24 protein-coding genes and 2 pseudogenes are annotated in these 23,396 nt (G+C 42.7%); 17 read left to right on the top strand and 9 right to left on the bottom strand.

The window, feature by feature from the left end; translation table 11 throughout:
• Positions 1-752: 752 nt before the first annotated feature.
• The 3 genes from IPL35_09295 to IPL35_09285 form a co-directional block, all read right to left on the bottom strand.
• Positions 753-1,142 carry a hypothetical protein gene (locus IPL35_09295; GenBank protein ID MBK8443587.1) on the bottom strand — a complete coding sequence of 130 codons (390 nt, stop codon included), beginning with the start codon at positions 1,140-1,142 and terminating at the stop codon, positions 753-755.
• Positions 1,143-1,745: 603 nt separating this feature from the next.
• Positions 1,746-1,943, bottom strand: a complete 198-nt coding sequence (locus tag IPL35_09290; GenBank protein ID MBK8443586.1) for a hypothetical protein — start codon at positions 1,941-1,943, stop codon at positions 1,746-1,748.
• 1,100 nt (positions 1,944-3,043) lie between these two features.
• Positions 3,044-3,235, bottom strand: coding sequence for a hypothetical protein (locus tag IPL35_09285; GenBank protein ID MBK8443585.1), 192 nt, complete (start codon positions 3,233-3,235; stop codon positions 3,044-3,046).
• Between IPL35_09285 and IPL35_09280 the strand changes: the two genes are divergently transcribed.
• The 8 genes and pseudogenes from IPL35_09280 to IPL35_09245 all read left to right on the top strand — a co-directional run bounded on the left by IPL35_09280 (position 3,229) and on the right by IPL35_09245 (position 6,957).
• The gene (locus tag IPL35_09280) at positions 3,229-3,405 is read left to right on the top strand and encodes a hypothetical protein (protein MBK8443584.1); all 177 of its coding nucleotides are present in this window, start codon (positions 3,229-3,231) and stop codon (positions 3,403-3,405) included. The two genes, IPL35_09285 and IPL35_09280, sit on opposite strands and share 7 nt — an antisense overlap.
• A gap of 31 nt (positions 3,406-3,436) precedes the next feature.
• A complete protein-coding gene (locus IPL35_09275) occupies positions 3,437-3,631 on the top strand; it encodes a hypothetical protein (protein ID MBK8443583.1) in 195 nt (64 codons plus the stop codon).
• A 56-nt stretch (positions 3,632-3,687) separates the two neighbouring features.
• Positions 3,688-3,945 (top strand): annotated as a pseudogene (locus IPL35_09270) (hypothetical protein).
• On the top strand, positions 3,929-4,231 hold the full coding sequence (locus IPL35_09265) for a hypothetical protein (protein MBK8443582.1): 303 nt from the start codon (positions 3,929-3,931) through the stop codon (positions 4,229-4,231). Before IPL35_09270 ends, IPL35_09265 begins: the two are co-directional and overlap by 17 nt.
• Complete coding sequence (locus IPL35_09260) at positions 4,125-4,340, top strand: hypothetical protein (GenBank protein ID MBK8443581.1); 216 nt, start codon at positions 4,125-4,127, stop codon at positions 4,338-4,340. The genes IPL35_09265 and IPL35_09260 overlap by 107 nt, the downstream gene beginning before the upstream one ends.
• 748 nt (positions 4,341-5,088) lie before the next feature.
• On the top strand, positions 5,089-5,853 hold the full coding sequence (locus IPL35_09255; GenBank protein MBK8443580.1) for a ComEC/Rec2 family competence protein: 765 nt from the start codon (positions 5,089-5,091) through the stop codon (positions 5,851-5,853).
• Positions 5,854-6,534: a ComEC/Rec2 family competence protein gene (locus IPL35_09250; GenBank protein ID MBK8443579.1), complete on the top strand. Its 681-nt coding sequence runs from the start codon at positions 5,854-5,856 to the stop codon at positions 6,532-6,534.
• Positions 6,535-6,615: 81 nt separating this feature from the next.
• Positions 6,616-6,957 carry a hypothetical protein gene (locus tag IPL35_09245; GenBank protein ID MBK8443578.1) on the top strand — a complete coding sequence of 114 codons (342 nt, stop codon included), beginning with the start codon at positions 6,616-6,618 and terminating at the stop codon, positions 6,955-6,957.
• Positions 6,958-7,036: 79 nt separating this feature from the next.
• On the opposite strand, the pseudogene IPL35_09240 reads toward IPL35_09245, so the two are convergent.
• The 6 genes and pseudogenes from IPL35_09240 to IPL35_09215 all read right to left on the bottom strand — a co-directional run bounded on the left by IPL35_09240 (position 7,037) and on the right by IPL35_09215 (position 11,566).
• Positions 7,037-8,579: pseudogene (locus IPL35_09240) on the bottom strand (glycine--tRNA ligase).
• A gap of 214 nt (positions 8,580-8,793) precedes the next feature.
• Positions 8,794-9,126, bottom strand: coding sequence for a uroporphyrinogen-III synthase (locus IPL35_09235; protein ID MBK8443577.1), 333 nt, complete (start codon positions 9,124-9,126; stop codon positions 8,794-8,796).
• Complete coding sequence (hemC, locus tag IPL35_09230; protein MBK8443576.1) at positions 9,126-10,232, bottom strand: hydroxymethylbilane synthase; 1,107 nt, start codon at positions 10,230-10,232, stop codon at positions 9,126-9,128. The genes IPL35_09235 and hemC overlap by 1 nt, the downstream gene beginning before the upstream one ends.
• Positions 10,207-10,392: a hypothetical protein gene (locus tag IPL35_09225; protein MBK8443575.1), complete on the bottom strand. Its 186-nt coding sequence runs from the start codon at positions 10,390-10,392 to the stop codon at positions 10,207-10,209. Before IPL35_09225 ends, hemC begins: the two co-directional genes overlap by 26 nt.
• 36 nt (positions 10,393-10,428) lie before the next feature.
• Positions 10,429-11,022: an HNH endonuclease gene (locus tag IPL35_09220; protein MBK8443574.1), complete on the bottom strand. Its 594-nt coding sequence runs from the start codon at positions 11,020-11,022 to the stop codon at positions 10,429-10,431.
• A 154-nt stretch (positions 11,023-11,176) separates the two neighbouring features.
• Complete coding sequence (locus IPL35_09215; protein ID MBK8443573.1) at positions 11,177-11,566, bottom strand: RidA family protein; 390 nt, start codon at positions 11,564-11,566, stop codon at positions 11,177-11,179.
• Positions 11,567-11,868: 302 nt separating this feature from the next.
• Here IPL35_09215 and IPL35_09210 point away from each other — a divergent pair, with 302 nt between their 5' ends.
• The 9 genes from IPL35_09210 (at position 11,869) to IPL35_09170 (ending at position 23,338) form a co-directional block, all read left to right on the top strand.
• Complete coding sequence (locus IPL35_09210) at positions 11,869-12,672, top strand: (Fe-S)-binding protein (GenBank protein ID MBK8443572.1); 804 nt, start codon at positions 11,869-11,871, stop codon at positions 12,670-12,672.
• A gap of 69 nt (positions 12,673-12,741) precedes the next feature.
• Positions 12,742-14,052: an HlyC/CorC family transporter gene (locus tag IPL35_09205; GenBank protein MBK8443571.1), complete on the top strand. Its 1,311-nt coding sequence runs from the start codon at positions 12,742-12,744 to the stop codon at positions 14,050-14,052.
• 93 nt (positions 14,053-14,145) lie between these two features.
• Entirely contained in the window at positions 14,146-14,763 is a 618-nt protein-coding gene (gene gldD, locus IPL35_09200; protein MBK8443570.1) for a gliding motility lipoprotein GldD, read from the top strand.
• Positions 14,754-15,437, top strand: a complete 684-nt coding sequence (gene lptC, locus IPL35_09195) for an LPS export ABC transporter periplasmic protein LptC (GenBank protein MBK8443569.1) — start codon at positions 14,754-14,756, stop codon at positions 15,435-15,437. Before gldD ends, lptC begins: the two co-directional genes overlap by 10 nt.
• Before the next feature lie 47 nt (positions 15,438-15,484).
• The gene (gene serA / locus IPL35_09190; GenBank protein ID MBK8443568.1) at positions 15,485-16,711 is read left to right on the top strand and encodes a phosphoglycerate dehydrogenase; all 1,227 of its coding nucleotides are present in this window, start codon (positions 15,485-15,487) and stop codon (positions 16,709-16,711) included.
• Positions 16,712-16,936: 225 nt separating this feature from the next.
• Entirely contained in the window at positions 16,937-17,632 is a 696-nt protein-coding gene (locus IPL35_09185; GenBank protein ID MBK8443567.1) for a class I SAM-dependent methyltransferase, read from the top strand.
• Between the two features lie 60 nt (positions 17,633-17,692).
• The gene (locus tag IPL35_09180; GenBank protein ID MBK8443566.1) at positions 17,693-18,676 is read left to right on the top strand and encodes a MoxR family ATPase; all 984 of its coding nucleotides are present in this window, start codon (positions 17,693-17,695) and stop codon (positions 18,674-18,676) included.
• A gap of 46 nt (positions 18,677-18,722) precedes the next feature.
• On the top strand, positions 18,723-19,616 hold the full coding sequence (locus tag IPL35_09175; protein ID MBK8443565.1) for a DUF58 domain-containing protein: 894 nt from the start codon (positions 18,723-18,725) through the stop codon (positions 19,614-19,616).
• Between the two features lie 209 nt (positions 19,617-19,825).
• Complete coding sequence (locus IPL35_09170; protein ID MBK8443564.1) at positions 19,826-23,338, top strand: T9SS type A sorting domain-containing protein; 3,513 nt, start codon at positions 19,826-19,828, stop codon at positions 23,336-23,338.
• Positions 23,339-23,396 lie beyond the last annotated feature (58 nt).

Genomic DNA, 23,396 nt, shown 5'->3' with positions numbered 1-23,396 from the left:
TGTAAATACTTCTTACGTTGTTGAATAAGTTTATTAGAATAAATATAAAAATTATCGCCAAAATAAAGGATATACTTTTTCCTTTCACTTTGGCGAAGCGATTTATGAATATAAAATAATAAATTAAAAGAATAGATGAAAATGATAATATTTAATACAACACTATCCTTTTCATTGCTGTCCCTTATTTTTTATTTAATCTATTTTGGTATAACAGGAGCAATAATTTTAAGGGCTTGGAATTATGCGAAGTGCTGCCTGCTTCCAAACGATACGGATTGTTATAGCGGTCAGGACCACTCAAATCATAGCGATTTATATTGCCTGCGGCTATTTCTGAAGTGCTGTCTTTTTCTATTACAAAACGGTAACATTATTGGGGTGCGTGACCATACTCAAATGATTTTGCACCGAATTATCTTCCAAAGTATCCGAAGGGATAGCCGACTTGCTGGTCAACAGTTTTATAAAAATCCAGAATCACCCTTGATATTAAAATAAAGTTGCTTGGGTGGGTCCAAAAGTAAAACTGCCTGCGTCCAAATCATTCGTTTGTTTGACCCTCCAATTGCGCTCCGTTGATAATACAATATTTCCTAAACGATTGATGTAAGTGAACTGTGATGTTCATATCAATGCCTTCCATACCCTGCAAGAAATAAATAAGAGCAGTAACATCGCCGCTATTGTTCAGGGCTTCGGCAACAGGAGTACCGATATAATTGTGACTGAAATGATTAAACTGTTGATAGTTAAAGGAAATGATGCACTTGTTGTTGATGGTGGTATCGTTCGGATGCTCGCTGTAATAGCACCGAAAGCCGCGAAGTGCCTCTGAGCATACGTGTCACTATTTCCTTTAGTGGAGTCGCAAGCAATATAAAAACCATAAAAAGCATCTTTAAAAGTGGCCTACTTTCAAAATTTCCGGGTGTGTTATGGGGGTCCTTAATTTCTTCGCCGATAGCGGGTGGCATTGAAATACGCAATTGCGGCGGCAGAGAGTCGGCAGGAAGAATATACACAGAGTCGGTGGGTGCAAAAGTTTCATCTTCTACTTTTGCACCCCATTGAGGGTCGTAGCCGAAGTTTCGTAAGAATAATGTATCGTGTCGGTGATGCGCTGCGTGATAGCGATACATAAATATCGTGTTGCGCCGCCGCATTGCCATAAACGGGATTAAAAGAATAATCGTTGGGCGAAGTAAGCACTACCGAGTCAATAATAGGATTAGTTACAAGGTCAGGTCGGAGTATGGAATGGTGAGCTGGGCATACACCTCGCCTGTGAAGTACCGAAAATGGGGTCGTGCAATACGCCGAGTAATTGGTAGCACTGCTGCTGGTAATCAGAGAATCAAGCGGCGTTCCAACTGCACTTAGCGTGAGCGTATCCGTAAAATTGTATTGATAGGATTATCATCATTGTCTAAAAAGTCATTTCCTATTCAGTGCTTTCATTTGCAGGAGCCGCCGCCAAAGTGAGACAGCACAATATAACAGGCTGTGAGCCAATGATAAAAAGGATTTTTTTTCAATGTATTAAGCATAATTTTTCAAAAGAAATAAAACGACAGAACAACGGTATAAATTATACCTATATAATATCAAACCATCAGGCAATCACTCCTCATTTACAACCATACCCCGCCCAAAACAACATCAATACTCTTTACTACACCCTGCACTGCTCAAAAAGCACACAGAGTATTGTGCTGATTAACGTAACAATATAAAAGGGTTACTTATTTGGTTCTTCGGCAAACAACATTTGATAAAAATTGATTCACCTCCAAATCCTGTTCGGGACATAGTCCAAATGCCTGTTGTCGGAAGCGTGAATCCGCATCTAACACCGAAGTTGGCAATCCTTCTGCACCCACAATTACGCCATCGGCATAAGCACGGCTCGGTATGCAAAGAAGCCACGCTGCTGTCGGCAAATACTTTTAAAATCCTCTTCATTTACGTTTTTAATGAGGGCTTTGCTGTAAAGAAAGTACTTTCACTATTTCCTGCAAAGGGCTGGGATATGCCGAATAAATAATTTTGGTGTCGGCGAATACCGCTTCTTTTTAGGCAGTTTTGAGAAACAAAGGAATCAGGCTCGTCATCCAACCGTAGAATGGATAATATCCAGGCCAGCCGAATTTTTTACGGTTTCCAGTACGCCTCTGCAAAAGAACCACCTTTCGGTCTGTATTATCATCAAGGATTGCCCTCATCATCGGCAAATACCTGTTTTCTTTTAAAAAACTCCTCATTATCAAAAATACACTTGCATCCGCGTTTCCTGTAAGGAAGCTACTTTAATCAATAGCGGATAATCATCTTCTTCAATTACGATATTGATACCCGATAATGCGTACTACTTCGTGCAGACGATGCCGCCTTCGTTGATAACACCAAAACGCGGAATCAATACACGCACTTCTTAGTCTTTTGCCAACAAACTACGCGACAGTTGGTTAATCAAAGTGGCTGCTGGTTTCCATTAGGTAAGAGGTCTATTCGTGGGTCGCCAATAGGACGCGTTTTTTTCTCCATTTGTTTTTGTTTGAAAATTTTGCTCGCTTTTTATTCCCGGGAATCATATTTTTTTATCAAAGCCCGATATGTCAGGTAAAATAAATGATATATCGAACCTAAAACATAGCGTTACACCTTTTGAAATCAAACTAGCATTGTAAAGAGAATAATATCCGCAAGGGTCTTGATAAATGCGCTGCAAAGGTACGTTTTTTTCTTCACGATTTTATAAATGATACTTAAAATATATGCTTTAACCAAAAATGGCTGCTTTGCAAAATAAAAGCAGCGTAGGCTAGTAGAAAAATAAAATTATACTTGCGGCGAAGTTTTTACGCTTATCTTGTACTGCGATAGAATTTTTTATATATACTTAGTCGTTTTTTTACGCGACAACCTTTTATTTTGCGCCTCTGATTATCGTCAATATTTACAAAGAAAATACTCCTTCTCCTTCCTCCAAAGGATTTTCGTAGTCGCGCTTGGCAGCCGTTTTTGTATGCTTTGGTGATGATTATCGGTATGCAGATGGCTTTAAACTGCACGAAATCTTAAAAAATGCGCCGTCCGGTGTCGGAGCGTAGCTACCAAAGGTGCTACCGAAGAGCGTGTAAGTGGAGCAAGTGATCGTTCCATCAATGCCCGTTATGTGGATACCGCCCGCCGCCACGAAGTATTGCAAGGGTTTTAAATAGTCCTTTGACATTTGGACCCGCACTCGCCTACATATCTCCCGGGAAGAGAGTTGAGTTCGGTAATGAAGAATTAGAGGGCAATTTTGAAGGCATCGGCATAGAGTTTTCTAATATCAATGATACCATTCATATCACGAATACCTTAGAAACAGCCCCGCCCGCCAACTCGGTATGCAGGTAAGGGCGATAAAATAGTGAAAGTAAACGACTCTTTGGTGGCCCGGAAAGATTTGAACAGCGAACAAGTAGTGCAACTGCTAAAAGGCAAAAAGGCAGCGCGTGAAAGTATCGGTGGCACGCAACGGCTTGGGCGGCAGATAGATATGAACATCGTGCGCGACAATATTTCGCTCGAAAGCATAGATGCTGCCGTATGCTCAACGCACAAATCGGTTACATCAAAATAGACCATTCAGTGCCACCACCTACAAAGAATTTATGAGTAAAATGGAGCAGTTGCAAAGAAGGTATGCGGCAGTTGGTGCTGGACTTGCGCGGCAATGGCGGCGGTTATTTAGATGCTGCCACCAATATTTTAGATGGATGCTGGGCGGCAGAAAAATTATGCTCTACACCGAAGGCGACCATACCGACAGAGAGGGGGTATATGACAAAGCAAAGAGGGCATTTGAGAAACAAAATAGCGGTGATGATAGACCAGTATTCGGCATCGGCGAGTGAGATTGTAGCGGTGCCTTGCAGGATTGGGACCGCGGGCTGATAGTGGGGCGGCGTTCTTTTGGAAAGGTTTGGTGCAGGAGCAATACGATTTGGCTGACGGCGGCGCAATGAGGCTTACTGTGGCACGTTATTATACACCCAGCGGACGCTGTATTCAAAAGCCCTACGGCAATACTCCGCACACGAAGGAGCGTATGAAGAGGAACTTTCAACCGCATTTTGAGTGGCGAACTCTTCGAGCGCGACAGTATCAAATTCAACGATTCCTTGCAATATACCACTGCCGCAGGAAAAGTGATTTATGGCGGCGGCGGCATTATTCCTGATGTGTTTGTGCCTTTGGATACCCTCTATCTCAACGAAATTGCGCTCAGTCTGCAATCTATAGTACCTGCTTTCGGCTATGAATATTTTGCAAGCATAGCAACGAACTGAAAAATACCCCACCAAAGCCTTTGCCCAAGAATATCGCCCTGCTGCCGCCGTATTAAAGAATATGTGCAATATGTGCGCAAAGAGTTTCCGATGTTTCGCGAACAAGATATTTACCCTATCGCACACCATTAGAAAAAACCTTAAAAGCTATTTTGCCGTCAGCTTTGGGGTGGCAACGCCTATTATTATGTCAACAATGAAAAAGACACCGCCATAAGCTGCTCTTAAATCCCTGAACCCCTAAGCGTTTATATTGACAAAGCAAGATAAGATGGATAATGCTATTTTTTTTAACGGACAAAAAAGAATGTTGTCTGCATTTTAGTTGATTTTTAGCATTATCTATTTCATTGCAATCTGATATACCGTTATTATCTGTTTTTTGCTAAAAAATTTAAAAAACTCCTTTTTGTATTTTGTCAATATTGAGTTATTCCTATATTTGGACAATCGGTTTGCATATGTAGAAATACAATGGGATAAATATCCTGCTTGGCGGCTTTTGCTGCCTTATGCGTTTGGTATTGTTATCGCTGTAAGGGTCAAACTTGTATGAGGCTATGTTCAATATCTTCATACCGACTGTTTTTGTTTTCCTCTTGTATGTGCTGTTATCATCTGTTCGTCTGTTTGCATTGCAATATCGTTGGTTACTTGGTCTGATGGGGTCATTGTTGCTCTTTTTGACAGGTATTTTGTCGGTAAATTTTTTTATTCAAAAGACAAACCTGACCAATTCAGCCACTTGTTGCCGCCGACTTCCGATAGTGCCGCCGCCACAACCTATTTGGCGGTATATTTGGCAGAGCCGCCCCTTGAAAAGAAAAATACTTATGCGGTTCAGGCGGTGGTCACACAAATTGTTTCGTCGTCATTATCATCAACTACGGCTTCGTTTCAACATTGTAGAGGAATATATTATTGTACCTCAAAAGACAGCCTCGTTTCGCAACTTCACTATGGCGATGCTCTGCTCATAAAAATACCGTTTCTACAAGCCGTGTTGCCACCGCCAATCCGTATCAGTTTGATTATCGTTTTTTCTTGTCGCAACAAAATGTATTCCATCAGGCATATTTGCAGTCAGGATTATCATTTGTTGGATACTCCTTCGCAGGCAAATGTATTGATGGCTCAGGTTTTTCATTTGCAACAATATTTATTGATTTGCTGGAAAATATGTACCGGTGAGCAGGAAACAGGCGTTGCCAAAGCTTTGTTGCTGGGGTATCGTTATGAATTAGACAGCGAACTGGTACAAATGTATGCCGAAACAGGCACTATTCATTTGCTGGCGGTTTCGGGATTGCATATTTTGCTTATTGGCAATACTTATATGTTTTTTTGTGTGGTTGCTGCGGCGGTGGCGCAAAGGCAAACAAACAGCACTTGTGATGGCGATAGCCTGTGTGGTACTTTATACTTTGTTGTCGGGTTTGTCGGTGTATCGGCGGTGCGTGCCGCCCTGATGTATGCAATGGTGGGCGTGGGGCAGTTGCTGGGGCGCCGTTAAATTACACTGAATATCGTAGCAGCAACGGCATTTATTCTTCTGATATTCAATCCTTTATCTTTGTATAATATCGGTTTTCAGTTGTCATATTCGGCGGTTTTGGGTATTATTTGGCTCAATCCTTATATCCAAAACTGGTGGATAAGCCGCCATTATTGGGCAGATATGATTTGGAACAGCATCAGCGTTACGCTGGCAGCGAGTATTGCTACTTTGCCTTTGCTGATTTATTATTTTCATCAATTTCCTTTGTATTTTGTAATATCCAATTTGGTGGCAGTTCCAGTCGCCGATATATTGCTGAAATTGGGATTGCTGTTGTTGGCAGTAGCCGCAATTGAGCCTTTGGGCTATGCTTTGGGCGTGTTGGTGCAGCAGTTGATTAATGTTATGAATGGTATGCTGGGCATCATACAACATTTGCCCGGAGCTTTGTGGCAGCCGCTTCCTTTGAGTGCAGGCGAAGCAGTGGTATTGTATGCCTGTATTGCGGGGTTTACGATGTTTTTTATCAATAAGCACGTTTCTTTTCTAAAATTTGCACTCTTGATGCTGTTTATTTTGTCGGCTTCTTCTTTAAAAGAGCTTTACATTATCGCAGCATATCATCGTTTATCATATCTCAAACACAGCGCAATAGAGTTTGAACACAAACCGACAGGTGTATTTGTGTATAGATAGCACTTTGGCACACGATGCAGCAGCTCTCAATTTTAATATATCGCCGCGATTTAAGCAGGAGCGATTGACGAAAACAGATACTTGCTGCTGGAATATGACTATTCTGATGAACGTATTTTGCGACAATCTCCTTTGTTGGTGGCAGGGCATACATCTGTTTTGTTGTTGGGCAGCACCGAAAATATACCCGATACGCTGGGTTATTGGCAGCCGGATATGGTCGTATTGCGCGGAAAAATAACGGCAAAGGCGCAACAGATTTTACGACAGCTTGCTCCCGATACTCCGATTATCGCCGATGGCTCGGTGGCGTGGTACGAGGTTCAACGGCTGAAAAAAACATTGCCGCAATTATACGCCACTGCTGAACGGGGTGCATACCGCTACGAAATACAAGCATATCAACAACAAAACAGCGAATAAACGAAAAAGCAAGCAATGTGTCAGCTTTTTGTGTACAGCACCGCTTGCTTTTGGAAAATATTTTTACAAAAAGATGATTCTATTTCAGTAAAGTGGAAAAACTCACTTTGCTGCGTACAATGTTTTCTATTTCGCTGATGTGAATACGCACCTGCTCCATACTGTCGCGCTCGCGCAAAGTAACGGTATCATCGTTCAGCGTATCAAAATCAATGGTTACACAATAAGGCGTACCGATAGCATCTTGGCGGCGATAGCGGCGACCAATGGCATCTTTTTCGTCATACTGACAAATAAATTCCATTTTGAGACGTTGGAAAATCTCACGCGCTTTGTTGGTAAGTTCTTCGCGATTTTTGAGAAGCGGCAGTATCGCCACTTTTACCGGAGCCAAAGCCGCCGGCACGCGCAATACGGTGCGTGTGGCAGCTTCGCCTTGCGCATCGTTTACTTCTTCTTCGGTGAGGCAACTGCTCATCACCGCCAAAAACATACGGTCTAACCCCACCGAAGTTTCCACCACATACGGCACATAGCTTTGCTGGAGTTCGCTGTCAAAATACTGCAATTTTTGCCCGACAACTCCTGATGGCGACTCAAATCAAAGTCGGTGCGGCTGTGAATACCCTCCAATTCTTTGAATCCGAAAGGAAAATCAAATTGAACATCTACGGCAGCATTGGCATAGTGCGCCAAATTGTCGTGGTCTTTGAATCGCAACGCATTTTCGGGAAAAATAGCGCGATGCCACGCCATACGTTTGCTTTTCCAGTAGTTGTACCATTCCATCTCTTCGCCCGGACGCACAAAAAACTGCATCTCCATTTGCTCAAACTCGCGCATACGGAATATAAACTGCCGCGCTACAATTTCGTTGCGGAAGGCTTTTCCGATTTGGGCAATACCGAAAGGCACTTTTTGGCGTGCCGTGGTGAGTACGTTCAAAAGTTTACAAAAATACCCTGTGCCGTTTCAGGACGCAAATACAGCGTATTGGACTCTTCGGCTACTGCTCCCATTTGTGTAGAAAACATCAAATTAAATTGACGCACCTCCGTCCAGTTGCGGCTGCCGCTTTCGGGGCAAGCAATTTCGTTGTCGTCAATGATAGCTTTCAAACCCGCCATATCGCCCTGCGCCGTGGCTGTTGTGAAGCGACCCATAATTTCTTCTTTTTTCTTCACATACTCCTGCACCCGCGCATTGGTAGCCACAAACATCTCTTTATCAAAGCTGTCGCCAAAACGTGCCGCCGCTTTTTCTACTTCTTTATCTATTTTGGCATCAATTTTTGCCACAAAATCTTCAATCAATACATCAGCACGATAGCGTTTTTTGCTGTCTTTATTATCTATCAGCGGGTCGTTAAAAGCATCAACGTGCCCCGAAGCCTTCCACGTTTTGGGGTGCATAAAAATAGCGGCATCAATACCCACTATGTTTTCGTGCATTTGCACCATACTTTTCCACCAATATTCCTTGATGTTGTTTTTGAGCAAAGAACCATAAGGTCCATAATCATACACGGCACTCAAACCGTCATATATTTCGCTGGAAGGAAAAATAAAACCGTATTCTTTGCAATGGGAAATGAGCGTTTTAAAATGTTCGGCAACGTTGATAGCTTTCATTGAAAAATATAAAAGATGAAAAACAATAAATGAAAAATGAAAAAAATACAAATGTTGATGTTAAAAAGGATAATTGTAAATGATGAATAAACTGAAAATTTAATGTTTTACAACAAAAACAATACCTGATAAGAGTTGGTAATAATTTGTATTATTTTTTAAAAATGTGTTAAAAAAAGAAGTGCGAAGTTACAATATATTTTCTTTAATATACCCAAGCTGCCAAAGCCATTTCATCGGGGCTGTGTGCCACACACGCCGTGTAGCCGTAGTGCTGCAAGCGTTGGGCAGTGGTGCCGCCAATAGCAATTATTTTTTGATGCTCCCGAATAGAAAACTGTTGCACAAAAGCATCAACATTAAGCGGGCTTGTGAAAATAAGCACATCAAATTCATCGGCAGCTAATGTTGTATCGGTGGCAGGAGTATTATCATAAATCACCCAATCTTTTATTTGTATTTGCCCGCCTTTGCTCAATAGTTCTTGCATCGAGCGCAAACTGTTGGCGGCTTGCGGAAACAATACTTTCTGGCCCATTACCTCTTTTTTTCAAATAAAGGTGCAGCATCGGCGGCATTGCCGTTGCCACAAAAATCAGCTTCTATGTGCAAAGTCCGGCGCAATGTGGCAGCCGTTCCTGCTCCTAAAGCAGCCCATTTGAGCGTGGGTGGCAGTGTGGTATTTTTTGTTTGCGCCGCAAAAAACTCCACGCCCTTGCTGCTCGTAAAAAACACCCAGTCGCAGGCGGGCATTTCGGCAGCCAGCAAAGCGCGGAACGTCACCAAAGACTGTGCCGCCAGTTGATGTTGTTGCGCGCGCATTTGTTGAGCGAAATATCCCGTGTCGTCCACTTCGCGCGAGATGAATACACGCAGGCGGCGCGGGTTTTTAAAAATATTCCACACCGAAGCCGCTACAGCCTCCACCGACTGCTCCTCTACAAGCGCACGTCGCAAAGGAGCATTTTTTTCCGAAAAAGCCACCCACACCTGATAAGTATTTTGGTGTTTGGTACAATATGCCCCCATCGGTTCGCGGCAGCCGCCCTCCAAAAGCTGGAGCAGGTGGCGTTCTACGGCGGTGGTTTCGGCAATATCGGGGCAGTGTATGTGGGCGAGAATTTGGCGGAGTTCGGTATCGTGGCTGCGGGTTTGTAATGCCAAAACACCCTGAGCAGGTGCAGGCACAAATCGCTGCGGCGGCAAATGAAGCACCTGATACGCTGAGGTATCTAATTGGAGGCGTTCCAAACCGGCGGCGGCGAGCAATACGGCATCGTAGCCCGCTTCGAGCTTGGATATACGGGTAGGCACATTGCCGCGCAACGATTGAATTTGTACATCGGGACGGAAATGTTGGAGCAGAGCCGTGCGGCGCGGCGATGAAGTACCAACGATGGCTCCCGCTTTGAGCTGCCAAAAGGCGGTGCTGTCTAAGGCATCGCGGCGAATGAGGAGGCAGTCGCAGGGATTTTCGCGGTAGGAGTTGGCGGCGATGCACAAACCTTCGGGCTGTTGCGTGGGCAAATCTTTATAAGAATGTACCGCAACATCTATTTCTTCTTTCAGCAAAGATTCCTCTAATTCTTTGGTAAAAAACCCTTTCCCTTCCATTTTTTCAAAAGAAAGGTGCTGAAATGACATCGCCTTGTGTTTTAATAATACGAATTTCTACGGCATACCCCAATTGTTGCAGTTGTTGTTGTACAAAACCGCCTGCCACAGTGCCAACTGACTGCCGCGTGAGCCGATAATAATAGGTTGGTTGCTTGAATAGCGCATTGCAACCGCGAAGGTACATCAATTTGCTATTCAAGCCCTAAAAAAGTGTAATTTAAAATCAATCGTCCAACTTAACGTGTCCCCAGTTTTCGCCTGATTTGATGCGATAAAGCTGCATTTCGGTGATGCCGAACTGCTTGGCGATGATGCGCATACGCGTTTTGCGGTTGGGGTCAAAGATGAGTTTTTTTATCATCTTTACTTTTGTAGCCGTCAGTTTATGACCTTTGTAGGTGGGTTCCAAACGGCGTTTTTCGCGCATAGCGATAATATTGGGGTTGTTTTCTTGATGCAAACTTACTTCTGCTCTGTTTACCCAACGCAAATTATTCACATTATTATTCATTTTATTATAATCAACGTGAATGACATAATTTTGATCTTCTCTTTCTTTAGGAAGAAAATATTCTGCCACTAACTTATGAATAAGATACGATTTATTCAAGCCATTGGGGCGACAACTAAAAGTAAGGTATCCGGCTAATTTTCTGCCTTTAAGGAGGCTTCCCTCTTCAAAATTATCGGTATAGCTCACCATACGCCCAAAGTTGGATAAGGCGTAATTAAGTCGTAATGCACCGGGCTCAAACATTTTAAGTTCTTTCCATTGTTCGCCGGGTAAAGTTTTAAAGGGACTGTTTCTTCTGTACATAATTAAAAGACAAAATAATAGTTAGTAAAATAAAAATTTTAGGAATGGACAAATATAATATATTATAACAATTTTAAATAGATTAATAAAACAAAATCATATTTTTATATATGATAAAATTTTACATAAAAACATCTTAAAAAACAAAAATAATTTAGATGTTGCGACAGGCAATAACTGAAATTTCTACGCGCACATTTTTTGGCAAACGGGCTACTTCTACTGTTTCGCGGGCAGGATAATAATGTTGTTGAAAATAGCTGCCATATACTTGATTGACGATGCTGAAATCGTCCATATCTTTTAGAAAAATGGTCGCTTTTACAACATGTTGAAAAGATAGCCCCGCCGTATGAAGAATAGCTTGTAAATTTTGCATCACTTGTCGCGTTTCATCAGCAACAGAGCCTTGAACCAAAGTGCCGTCGGCAGCACAGATAGGAATTTGACCTGAAACAAATAATAAATCACCTGCCCATACTGCCTGGCTGTAAGGACCGATAGGAGCAGGAGCTTCGTGTGTTAATATAAGCCGATTATTCATATATTTATAAAAAATGTTGCGATACCTGATGCCATCATTGATAAAATCGGTGCGTTAAAGATAATAAAAATATCCAAAAAGAGGTAAGCCGACGATAGAAGGATTGAAAGAAGACGCAATTTATTATCTATTTTTTAAATAGAACTACTATTTTTTAATAGTTTTAGTAAAAAATACGTTTTTTTGTATGATTAAATACAGTTTTGCTGTATTAATTGCGTTTTTCAAGCCTTTCTTATACTTAATGTAACATTATATATTGTTTTTTGTTTATTTACCTGTTTATTAATTTTTCAGCATCTATGAATGAAGTAAAAATTCCTACTATGGCAGAGTTGACTGCCGAAGGTAAGCAGCCCGAAGTATTGTTTTGGGTGGGTTGTGCGGGCAGTTTTGACCAACGTGCTCAGTCGGTGAGCAAGGCTTTGGTGCGTATTTTAAATCGTATCGGCGTTTCTTTTGCTATTTTAGGGGAGGAAGAATTGTGTACCGGCGATCCCGCCCGCCGTGCCGGTAATGAGTTTTTGTTTCAGATGCAGGCGCAAATGAATATCGCTACGCTGAATAATTACGAAGTGAAAAAGATTATTACCAACTGTCCGCATTGCTTTAATACACTTAAAAATGAATACAGCGAACTCGGCGGCAACTATGAAGTAATACATCACAGCGATTATTTACAACAGCTTATCAACAGTGGCCGCATCAAATTACAGGGCGGCGGCACTTTTAAAGGAAAAAAAATTACCTACCACGACTCTTGCTATCTGGGCAGAGCCAACGACATCTACGAAGCTCCGCGAGCTTTGCTCGAAGCCTTAGATGCCGACTTGGTGGAAATGAAACGCTCCCGACAAAACGGACTCTGCTGCGGAGCAGGCGGCGCGCAAATGTTCAAGGAGGACGAAGCGGGAAAATTGCGCATCAATCAGGAGCGCAGCAAAGATATAGTAGAAATACAACCCGATATTGTAGCGGTGGCTTGTCCGTTTTGTAATACAATGCTCACCGATGCTCTCAAAGAAACCGACCTGCACGAGCGCACCAAAGTAAAAGACCTGGCGGAACTGATCGATGAAACTTTACGCAATGATTCTGTTGTTTAAAAATACAGTACCCGCCAAAATATATCTGCATATCAGCTTATGGCTTATCTTTGCAGCAACATTTAATACATGGAAATAGCGATAATATTCTTTTTGTTCTTGCTCAACGGCGTTTTTTCTTTGTCGGAGATAGCTTTGGTATCGAGCAAAAAAGGGAGATTGGAAAGTGCCGCCGCCAAGGGCAATACAGGAGCAGGTATCGCACTAAAACTTTTGGAAACCCCTGAAATTTTGTTGTCGGCAATGCAGGTGGGTATTACCCTCATCGGTGTTGTTTCCGGCGCGTATGGAGGAGCCAAACTTTCCGGTTATTTGTCGCCGGTGCTGGCTCAATTTCCGAGCATAGCTCCCTACGCCGACAATATGGCGTTTTTTATTGTTGTTACGCTCATTACTTATTTCTCTATCGTCATCGGCGAATTGGTGCCCAAAACCATTGCGCTCAATTATCGCGAAAAGGTAGCTATGCTCGTTGCCCCTTTCGTTCAAATTTTTACAAAAATCACTTACCCTTTTGTAAAATTACTCTCTTTATCCACCAAACTCATCTTAAAAATGCTTTTTATCAAAGAAAATGACGAGCAGGCAGTATCGGAGGAGGAATTGAAGATGATGATAAAAATGGCGGGCAAACACGGCGTTTTGGAACAGGACGAAACCACCTTGCACAACAATTTATTCCGTTTTACCGACCGCCGCGCTCAAACTATGATGACCCACCGCAGCGATGTGGAATGGATAGATATTAGTGAGCCGTCTGATGTAATAGAACACCAAATCAAAGAGAGTTTTTATTCCAAATTTCTGGTTTGTGACGAAAATATAGACAAAATAATAGGCGTACTGAACCTGAAAGATTATATAGAAGAACACAAAAAACCCAATTTTTCGTTGCGCAGCATTTTAAAAGCACCTCTATATGTGCCCGAAAGTATGCCCGCTACCCGTATTTTGGAGTTGTTTCGGAAAAATATGTTGTATTTTGGTGTAGTGGTAGATGAATATGGCAGTTTGCAGGGTATCATCACCTTACACGATTTGGTGGAATCCATTTTCGGCTACCTGCCAGATGCCGAAGACCCCGAAGAACAAATGATTGTACGACGCAGTGATGGCTCTTATTTGATAGACGGAATGACACCTTTGGACGAAATAGACGAAATACCCGAACTCGCCGAACTCTACGCCGATACCGACAGCGAAGAATATACCACCATTTCGGGCTTGCTCATTGAGCGTTTTGAGCGTATTCCGAATTTGGGCGACAGCATTGATTTGGCGGGAGGCTTCACTGCCGAAATCGTAGATATGGACGGGGTGCGCATTGATAAAGTACTTTTGAGTAAAAAGAAAACGCCGCCCGAAAATAGCAACACATAGCTACTACCCGCTTATTGCCTCAAATTATACTATAAAAATATACGTTGTATAAAACATTTAAGATTTTACAACAAATGACGGATATATAAAAAAATGTCAAAAAAAACACGTTTTTATTCTGCTTACACTTTGGCACTGATATTTGTGTGCGGCGTTTTTTTGTTGTCGGCTTGCGAGCGCGAATATAGCCCCAAACCCCACGCTTATCCGCGTTTGCATTTTCCGCCACAACACGCCTATCAACCCTATACCAACGCCGACTGCCCTTTTGTGTTTGAATACCCCCAATATGCCCAAATACAAAAAGAGGAGCGTTTTTTTGAAGAAAAAACCGAAAACCCCTGCTGGTTCAATATATATTTTCCCGACTTTAATGCCAGTATTCATTTCAGCTACAAAAGTATCAATGGCAACAATACATTGGCAAAATTGCTCGAAGATGCCCACAAACTTACTTCAAAACACACCATCAAAGCCGAATATATAGATGATTATATCATCAGCACTCCTCATCAGGTGCATGGCTTGATGAGTGATGTAGGCGGCAATGCAGCATCGGCGGTGCAGTTTTTTTTAACCGACAGCACACAACATTTTATTCGTGGGGCTTTGTACTTTAATGCACCCCCCAATTACGATTCGGTAGCTCCCGTCATTACTTATTTAAAAGAAGACATGAAACAGTTGTTTCAATCTTTTCAATGGAAATAGCGCAACTCGTATTACTTTTGCGCCGCCTTTTAGTAGCGTATATGTTGTCTGTTTTTAATAAAATCCTGTCGTTGTTGAAAAAATCCCCTTTTTATATTGTCTCGCTTATATATCGCCGCCATTTGTATGGCGTAGCGGCTTTGTTGGCGGTGGTAATTTTCCTCAGTGCCTGCGAAAATGATTTGAAAAAAGTGGCGGAATTGTCGGCGCAGGTGGATACCAATTTAGAAGTAACACATCAGGTGGAGTTGGTGTATAGCGACCAGGGCAAAGTTCGCGTAAAAATAGAAGCTCCTTTGGTTCATTCTTATAAGCAGCCCGACATACGGCAGGAATTTCCAAAAGGTGTAAAGGTTACTTTTTTTAACGACAGCCTGAAAGTGATCAGTGTTCTGACCTCAAAATATGCGGTGCGCTATGTGCAAAAACAACAAACCATTGTGCGGGATAGCGTGCAGGTGAAAAGTATGCTCAAAAACGAAACCCTCCAAACAGAAGAAATGCTATGGGACGAGCGAAAACACCAGATTACTTCGGATAAATTCGTAACCGTACTCACCGAAACACAGCAGATTTTTGCACAAAAAGGTTTTGAATCCAACGAAAATTTTACAGATTATAAACTGAAAGGTGTACAAAATTCGCGCTTTAAGGTGAATAAAAATGAATTTTAGCACACTTTATTTAGTGTTTTTTTAAAAAAATACAGAAAATAAAATAAATGGAACTCACTTCTTACCCAAAAGATAAGATAAAAATTGTATTGCTGGAAGGTTTGCATCAAAACAGCATTGATGTTTTTCAAAAAGCGGGATATTTTAATATAGAATATCATACCAAAGCATATCCCGAAGCCGAATTAATAGAAAAAATAAGTGATGCGCATTTGGTGGGTATTCGCTCCAAAACACTCATCACGCAGCAGGTATTGGCACAAGCCCCTCGCTTATTGGCGGTGGGGTGCTATTGTATTGGTGTAAATCAGGTGGATTTGGCAACTGCCACTCAAAATGGGGTGGCGGTATTTAATTCGCCGTATTCCAATACGCGCTCGGTGGCGGAGTTGGTGATAGGAGAAAGCATTATGCTGATGCGCCGCATTGCACACAAAAACCGCGAAACACACGCCGGTAATTGGCTCAAAGATGCACAGAACAGCTACGAACTACGCGGAAAAACGCTCGGTATTATCGGCTACGGGCATATCGGCTCGCAAGTGTCGGTATTGGCGGAGGCTTTGGGTATGCAGATTTTGTTTTACGACATTGAACCCAAAATGCCTCTGGGAAATGCCAAAGCGGTGGATACTTTGAGCGAGCTGTTGGTCAATTCGCATATTGTGTCGTTGCATGTGCCCGAAAACGAAAGCACTAAAAATATGATAGGCAAAGACGAATTGGCAGCGATGCGGGCAGGCAGTATTTTGCTCAATCTGAGTCGTGGTACAGTGGTGGATATAGAGGCTTTGGCAGAAGTTCTCAAAAGCGGGCATATCGCCGGAGCCGGCGTAGATGTATTTCCTGAAGAGCCGGAAGCCAAAGGTGATAAATTTGTGAGCCTGCTGCAAGGTTTGGATAATGTGTTGCTGACACCGCATATTGGTGGCTCTACGCAGGAGGCTCAGGAAAATATCGGCAAAGATGCTTCGCTGAAGTTGTTGTCGTATTTAGAAAAAGGTAGCACCATCGGTTGCCACACCATTCCCGAAATTAGTTTGCCGCCGCAGGGGTCGCACCGCATTTTGCACATACACCGCAATACGGCGGGTGTACTGTCGGGCATCAACTCTTTGTTGTCAAAATATCAGCTCAACATAGAAGCACAATATCTGCAAACACGAGGCGAAGTGGGTTATGTGGTGATGGACGTAGATGGCGATATTATAAAAAATATAGAGCAGGAACTCAAACACCTGCCACATACCATCAGAGCACGGATATTGTATTAAGAGAGTGTCTGTAATGTACCATTTTTAATAATGCATTACCATTTGTCGTAATTATTTTATCAGCGATATACAAATGCTCTGCTGTTTCCACTTGTTGCCATCATCAATAAAAATTAATATCTATATCCCGAAATTAAATAATTTACTTTAGTATTAATACATCTTTTTTTCATGATTTTTTAAAAAAATAAATAGCTTTACAACCCAAAAGCAATATTTATTCCGATGGATTTTATACAATTAAACGCCGCCATTGAAGTTCCCGAAGGTGATGTATCGCCGATTTTGCTCGAAGAAGGCGAATATTTATATCGTTTGCTGAAAGAAAAAAACTGGAAAAACACCTTAGAAACAGGCTTTGCCAATGGTCGCTCGGCGGCACATATCATTGCTGCCACACAAAGCAAACACATTGCTATTGACCCTTATCAAACCAAATCGTATGATAAGCGCGGGCTAAAAAACATAGAAAAATTGGGCTATTCCAAATATTTGGAGTTTCACGAAGATTATGCCCACTATGCTATGCCCACTATACTCAAACAACGCGGCGAAGGCAGTTTTGATATGATTTTTATTGATGGCAACCACCGCTTTGATGGTGCTTTTATTGATTGGTATTATGCCGATTTGCTCATAAAACAAGGCGGCTATGTGATTATTCATGATATTTGGATGCCGAGTTTGATGTATCTGATGTCGTGGGTAGAAACTAACCGCGAAGATTATAACAAAGTACCGGTGGACTTAAAAAATATTGTGGTATATGAAAAAATCGGCAAAGACCTCCGCAAATGGCATCATTTTAAAGAATTTGCCGCCGACACCGCCGAAGCCTCTGCACGAGTAAGCGAACAGTGGGGCGATGGGCTTCGCGAAAGCAAAGGCAAGAAAAGTTGGTGGAAAAAAATAATTTCGTAGCGCAAGTGTAACAAATAGCAGTTGCCATTGTTTACTTTGAATAAAAGATAAGGAAAAAAGATGGATATGCAACAACTCAATGCCTTGATTCAAGAGGAAAGTTCTTTTGCCGTGCGCTTGCGCCAAGAGCTTTCTAAGGTAATCATCGGGCAAGAATATATGATAGACCGTTTGCTGCTCGCTTTGCTTTCCGATGGGCATTTGCTGTTAGAGGGTGTGCCCGGCTTGGCAAAAACACTCGCCATTACCACACTCGCCAAAGCACTGCAAGCCCAATTTCACCGCATTCAATTTACGCCCGACCTCCTGCCCGCCGACCTGATCGGTACGTTGCTCTACAACCAAAAAGAACACAATTTTTCGGTGCGCAAAGGACCTGTTTTTGCCAATTTTGTACTTGCTGACGAAATCAACCGCGCCCCTGCCAAGGTACAAAGCGCACTGCTGGAAGCCATGCAAGAACGACAAGTGAGCATCGGCGACGAAACCTTCCTGCTTCCCAAACCTTTTTTGGTGCTCGCCACTCAAAATCCTTTGGAGCAAGAAGGAACTTATCCGCTGCCCGAAGCCCAGTTAGACCGTTTTTTGCTCAAAGCTGTTATTCATTATCCCCAAAAAGAAGACGAACTGCGCATTATGCGCCACAACGTTCAGCAAACTTTTCCGACCATCAGTCCTGTAGCCGATACGCAAAGCATTTTGCAGGCGCGGCAGGCGGTGCGGCAAATTTATATGGACGAAAAAATAGAACGCTATATTCTGGATTTGGTGACGGCAACCCGTCAGCCCGATAAATATCGCCTTGCCAACCTCGCACCCTTGATCACCTACGGCGGTTCGCCGCGTGCCAGCATCAATACGGCACTGGCAGCCAAATCGAGAGCATTTTTACAAGAGCGCGCCTATGTGATACCCGAAGATGTACGCGATGTATATCCCGATGTGCTGCGGCATCGTATTGGTATTTCGTATGAAGCCGAAGCCGAAAACATTACCGTTGAGCATATCATCGGCGAAATAATTGCCAACGTAGAAGTTCCTTAAAAAAATATTCACCGCCCTACCATTTTTTTTGTTGCAGAGATAGATGTTGTCGCTTGAAGAAATTTTGAAAAAGGTGCGCCGCCTCGAAATTAAAACGCGCGGCTTGAGCAATCATATATTCGCCGGCGAATATCATACGGCGTTCAAAGGAAGAGGTATGTCGTTTAGCGAAGTGCGCGAATATCAGTTTGGCGATGATGTGCGAGCCATTGACTGGAATGTAACGGCACGTTTTCATACTCCCTACATCAAAGTATTTGAAGAAGAGCGCGAATTAACCGTAATGCTGTTGATAGATGTGAGCCGTTCTTCGGGTTTTGGAACAATATATGCCTCCAAAAAAGATTTAATGACCGAAATTGCGGCAGTACTCGCATTTTCGGCAACACGCAACAACGACAAAGTGGGTTTGCTGCTGTTCAGCAATGTGATTGAAAAATTTATTCCGCCCAAAAAAGGTAGAAGCCACATTTTGCACCTTATCCGCGAATTGCTCGGCTACGAAGCACGCTCGGCGGCTACCGATATTGACGGCGCATTGCGATATTTTTCCAATGTCATAAAAAAGCGCAGTATCGTGTTTTTGATGTCGGATTTTATTGCCCCCCCCGTCTATGAAAAAAACCTTCGTATAGCTGCCCGTAAGCACGATTTAATAGGTATCAGAGTGAGCGACCCGCGCGACGAAAACCTGCCCACAGTGGGATTATTGCCTTTGCGCGATGCCGAAAGCGGCGCAACTTTTTTAATGGATACCGCCTCCAAAACAATGCGCCGCCGATACAGTTTGCAGTATGTACAGCAGTTGGAACAATGCAAACAAATTTTTCGCAATAGCGGCACAGATTTATTATTGCTATCTACCGACCAACATCGCTATCCCTATCACCGCGAGTTAATGCGCTTTTTTCAGAAAAGAGGCGTTCCAGCTATTTTTTAATACCTTTTTCATAAGTGATTGTAACACAAAAAAATAACCTTATTAAAAATATACAATATGCGTTAAATACTATAGAATATCCTTTATTTTATGGTGTTTTTGTCTTTAAAATAATTACATTGTTTTTAATAAATGTTTTATAAGTGCTATATTTGGCACGTTTATTTTCAATAAAAAATTATTTTCTCTTTTATCCATAAACATTAGTCATGCTTAAAAAAAGTATTTATTGGCTTGCTACACTTTTTGTAGTAGTGATGCTGCATGCCCAAACAAATGACCCCGCAATGTGGTCGCCTGTAAAAGATGAAGCACAGATTAAAAGTGTCGGCACGCGCTATATTGTGCCAGATGCTTATCGTGTGCTGAAATTAGATGTAACAGCAATGCGAAAGGCTTTAAATGGAGCTCCATTGCGCTTTTCTGAAAATTACGAACAACTGGCTGTCACACTCCGTCTGCCTTTGCCTGATGGCTCAGTAGGAGAATTTAAAGTGGTGGAATCGCCCGTGATGCCCGATGACTTAGCGGCACAATTTCCTCAAATCAGAACCTACTCCGGTTGGGGAATCAGCGACCCTCACGCACGATTGAAATTAGATGTAACGCCACAGGGTTTTCATGCCATGGTACGTACTGCCGATTACAAAAGTTTTTTAATTGATCCTTATCAAAGCAACGATACCGATAATTATATTGTATATTATCGCAAAGACCATACGCAAAAATGGGGCGGTAATGATTTTGAATGTGGATTTGACCCTTCAATCCATAATCAATTAGAGGTAGAACCCGATTGGAATAGCACTGCCATTGATACCAAAGCAGGTGATTGTCAGTTGCGTACTTTTCGTTTGGCTTTAGCTTGTACCGGAGAGTATGCTGCTTTTCACGGTGGTACTACCGCAGGTGCTTTGGCAGCGATGAATACCTCGCTCAATCGTGTTAATGGTGTATATGAACAAGATTTGGGACTAACTTGTGTGCTGGTTTCCAATAATACAAGTATTATTTACCTTAATTCTTCTACTGACCCTTACACGAATGGCAACGGAAGTGCTATGTTGGGAGAAAATCAAACTACTTGCGATGGTGTGATTGGTAGTGCCAACTACGATATTGGGCACGTTTTCAGCACAGGCGGCGGCGGTGTTGCCTATTTGGATTCTCCTTGTTCCAATATCAAAGCCGGAGGTGTTACGGGTAGTGGTTCTCCGGTAGGCGATGCTTTTGATATTGATTATGTAGCCCACGAAATGGGGCATCAGTTCGGAGCAAATCATACGCAAAATAACAACTGCAACTCGGTGAGCACCACTAATATGGAGCCGGGTAGTGCCTCTACTATCATGGGTTATGCGGGTATTTGCGACCCTAATGTTCAGTCTAATAGTGATGATTATTATCACGCCATCAGCTTGCAAGAAATAGCCAATGCCATGGCAAATGGTGATGCGGGTACTTGTCCAATTGTATCCTCCAATGGTAATGCTGCACCTACCGTAAATGCAGGTAGTGATTATGTTATTCCAAAATCCACTCCTTTTGTACTTACTGCGGTGGGTTCTGATGGTGATGGCGATGCTATCACTTATTGTTGGGAACAAATGAATACCGGAGCCGCAACTATGCCGCCGGTTTCTACAAGTACAACAGGACCGGCCTTCCGCAGCTTAGACCCCACCGCCGCGCCTATGCGCTATTTTCCAAATTTAACGGATTTATTGAATAATGTAACACCCACTTGGGAAGTATTGCCTTCTGTGGCAAGAACAATGAATTTTCGTGTAACTATACGCGATAATCACGATGGATTGGGCTGCACCGAAGAAGATGATATGGTGCTTACTGTGAATGGTACTGCCGGTCCATTTTTGGTAACAGCTCCTAATACAGCCTTATCTTGGACAGTGGGTACTACTCAAACTGTAACTTGGGACGTGGCAGGAACAGCGGCTGCACCAGTTAGCTGTGCTAATGTAGATATTTTGCTTTCTACCGATGGCGGTTTGACATATCCCATCACCCTTGCTACAAATGTAGCCAATGACGGCTCACAAGATATAATAGTACCCAATAATCCATCTACTACTTGTCGGGTGATTGTGCGCTGTTCATCTAATATCTTCTTTGATATATCCAATACCGACTTTACGATTACAGCTCCCACCGGACCTGATTTTTCTTTGAGTGCTACCCCTACTTCACAAACTGTTTGTAACAGTGGTACTGCCAGCTATACAGTTGCTGTAAGTGCTGTGGGTGGTTTTTCAAGTAATGTTACATTCAGTGCCACCGGCGTACCGAGCGGAACAACAGCTTCTTTTTCTCCGGCTTCCAGCAGCAGCAGTTCTGTTTTAACGCTTACAGTATCTAATGCTACTGCTGCGGGTTCTTATACCATTACCATTACCGGAACTTCAGGTGCATTGACGCGCACCGCCACCGTAACTTTGGTGGTAGCGGCATCACCGACTGCCACAACTCTGAGCAGCCCCACCGATGGCGCAACGGCTGTTTCTACCAATGCACCTTTGAGTTGGACAGCTGTAAGCAATGCCACCTCCTATACCGTGCAAGTAGCCACCGATGCTGCTTTTAGCAATATTATAGTGAATCAAAGCGGAATAACAGCCACAAGCTATACCGCTACCGGACTTTCTGTGCTCACTACTTATTATTGGCGTGTGACGGCGGTGAATGACTGCGGGCAAGCAACATCTGCGGTATTTAGCTTTACTACCCAAGACACACCACCTGTTACTTATTGCAGTGTTACCGGAAATACACAAGATGAGTATATCCAAAGCATCGTATTTTCAGATTTGACAAATGATTCAGGAAATAATGGCGGTTATGCAGATTTTACTAACTTCGTTGCAAATGTAGAGCAAGGGCAAACGGTCAGCTATACTTTAACTCCGGGTTTTACAGGGCAAACTTATAATGAATACTGGCGTATTTCGGTGGATTGGAATGGTGACGGAGATTTTGTGGATACAGGTGAAGCTGTTTTTACTTCTACTACTGCTACTGCTAATCCTGTGACCGGTACTTATACTGTTCCTACGAATGTAACACCAAAAACAACCCGTATGCGTATCAAGATGGCATATTATCAAAATAACCTGCCCTCTTGTACAAGTGCACAATACGGCGAAATAGAAGATTACAGCATTACTATTACTGCTCCTGTGGTATGCGAAAGTGCCGTAAATATTGCTACGCCTGATTATACATCTGCGAGTGGCACTATTTTACGCGAGTCTTTAGATTATATTTCAGCCACCAATAATGTGTTGAGTGGTGCTACAGTTACATACAGTGCCGCTACTTATGTGGATATGTTACCTTCTTTCTTAGCTGAATCGGGCTGCGATTATACGGCGATGATACAAGGTTGCACGGCAAAACCGTCTGTGGCGATGGCAAAAACTGAAGATGCCATAGCCGGAACAACACAATCATTGCGCGGCAGATTATCATTGTTGCCAAATCCGGCAGCTTCGCAGGTGAATATTCAATGGTTAGGCAATGATCAGCAGCAAATAAATATTACTTTGTGGGACGTACAGGGCAAAATGTTGCAACAAGTATGGAATGGCAACGGCAATGCAAATGTGTCGTTAGATGTACGCGATTTGGCGGCGGGTTTGTACTTGGTGCGCATCACCGATGCTTCGGGTAATTATCAAGTGCATAAGTTGGTTATTCAACATTAAGTAAGCAATACACTTAATATTTTACCTAAAATAAAAAGCGGCAAGTCAGTTCTTTGAC

This window comes from Sphingobacteriales bacterium (assembly GCA_016711285.1).
Classification (GTDB): Bacteria; Bacteroidota; Bacteroidia; order Chitinophagales; family UBA2359; genus JADJTG01.
This window is presented reverse-complemented; position numbering and strand designations above follow the sequence as displayed.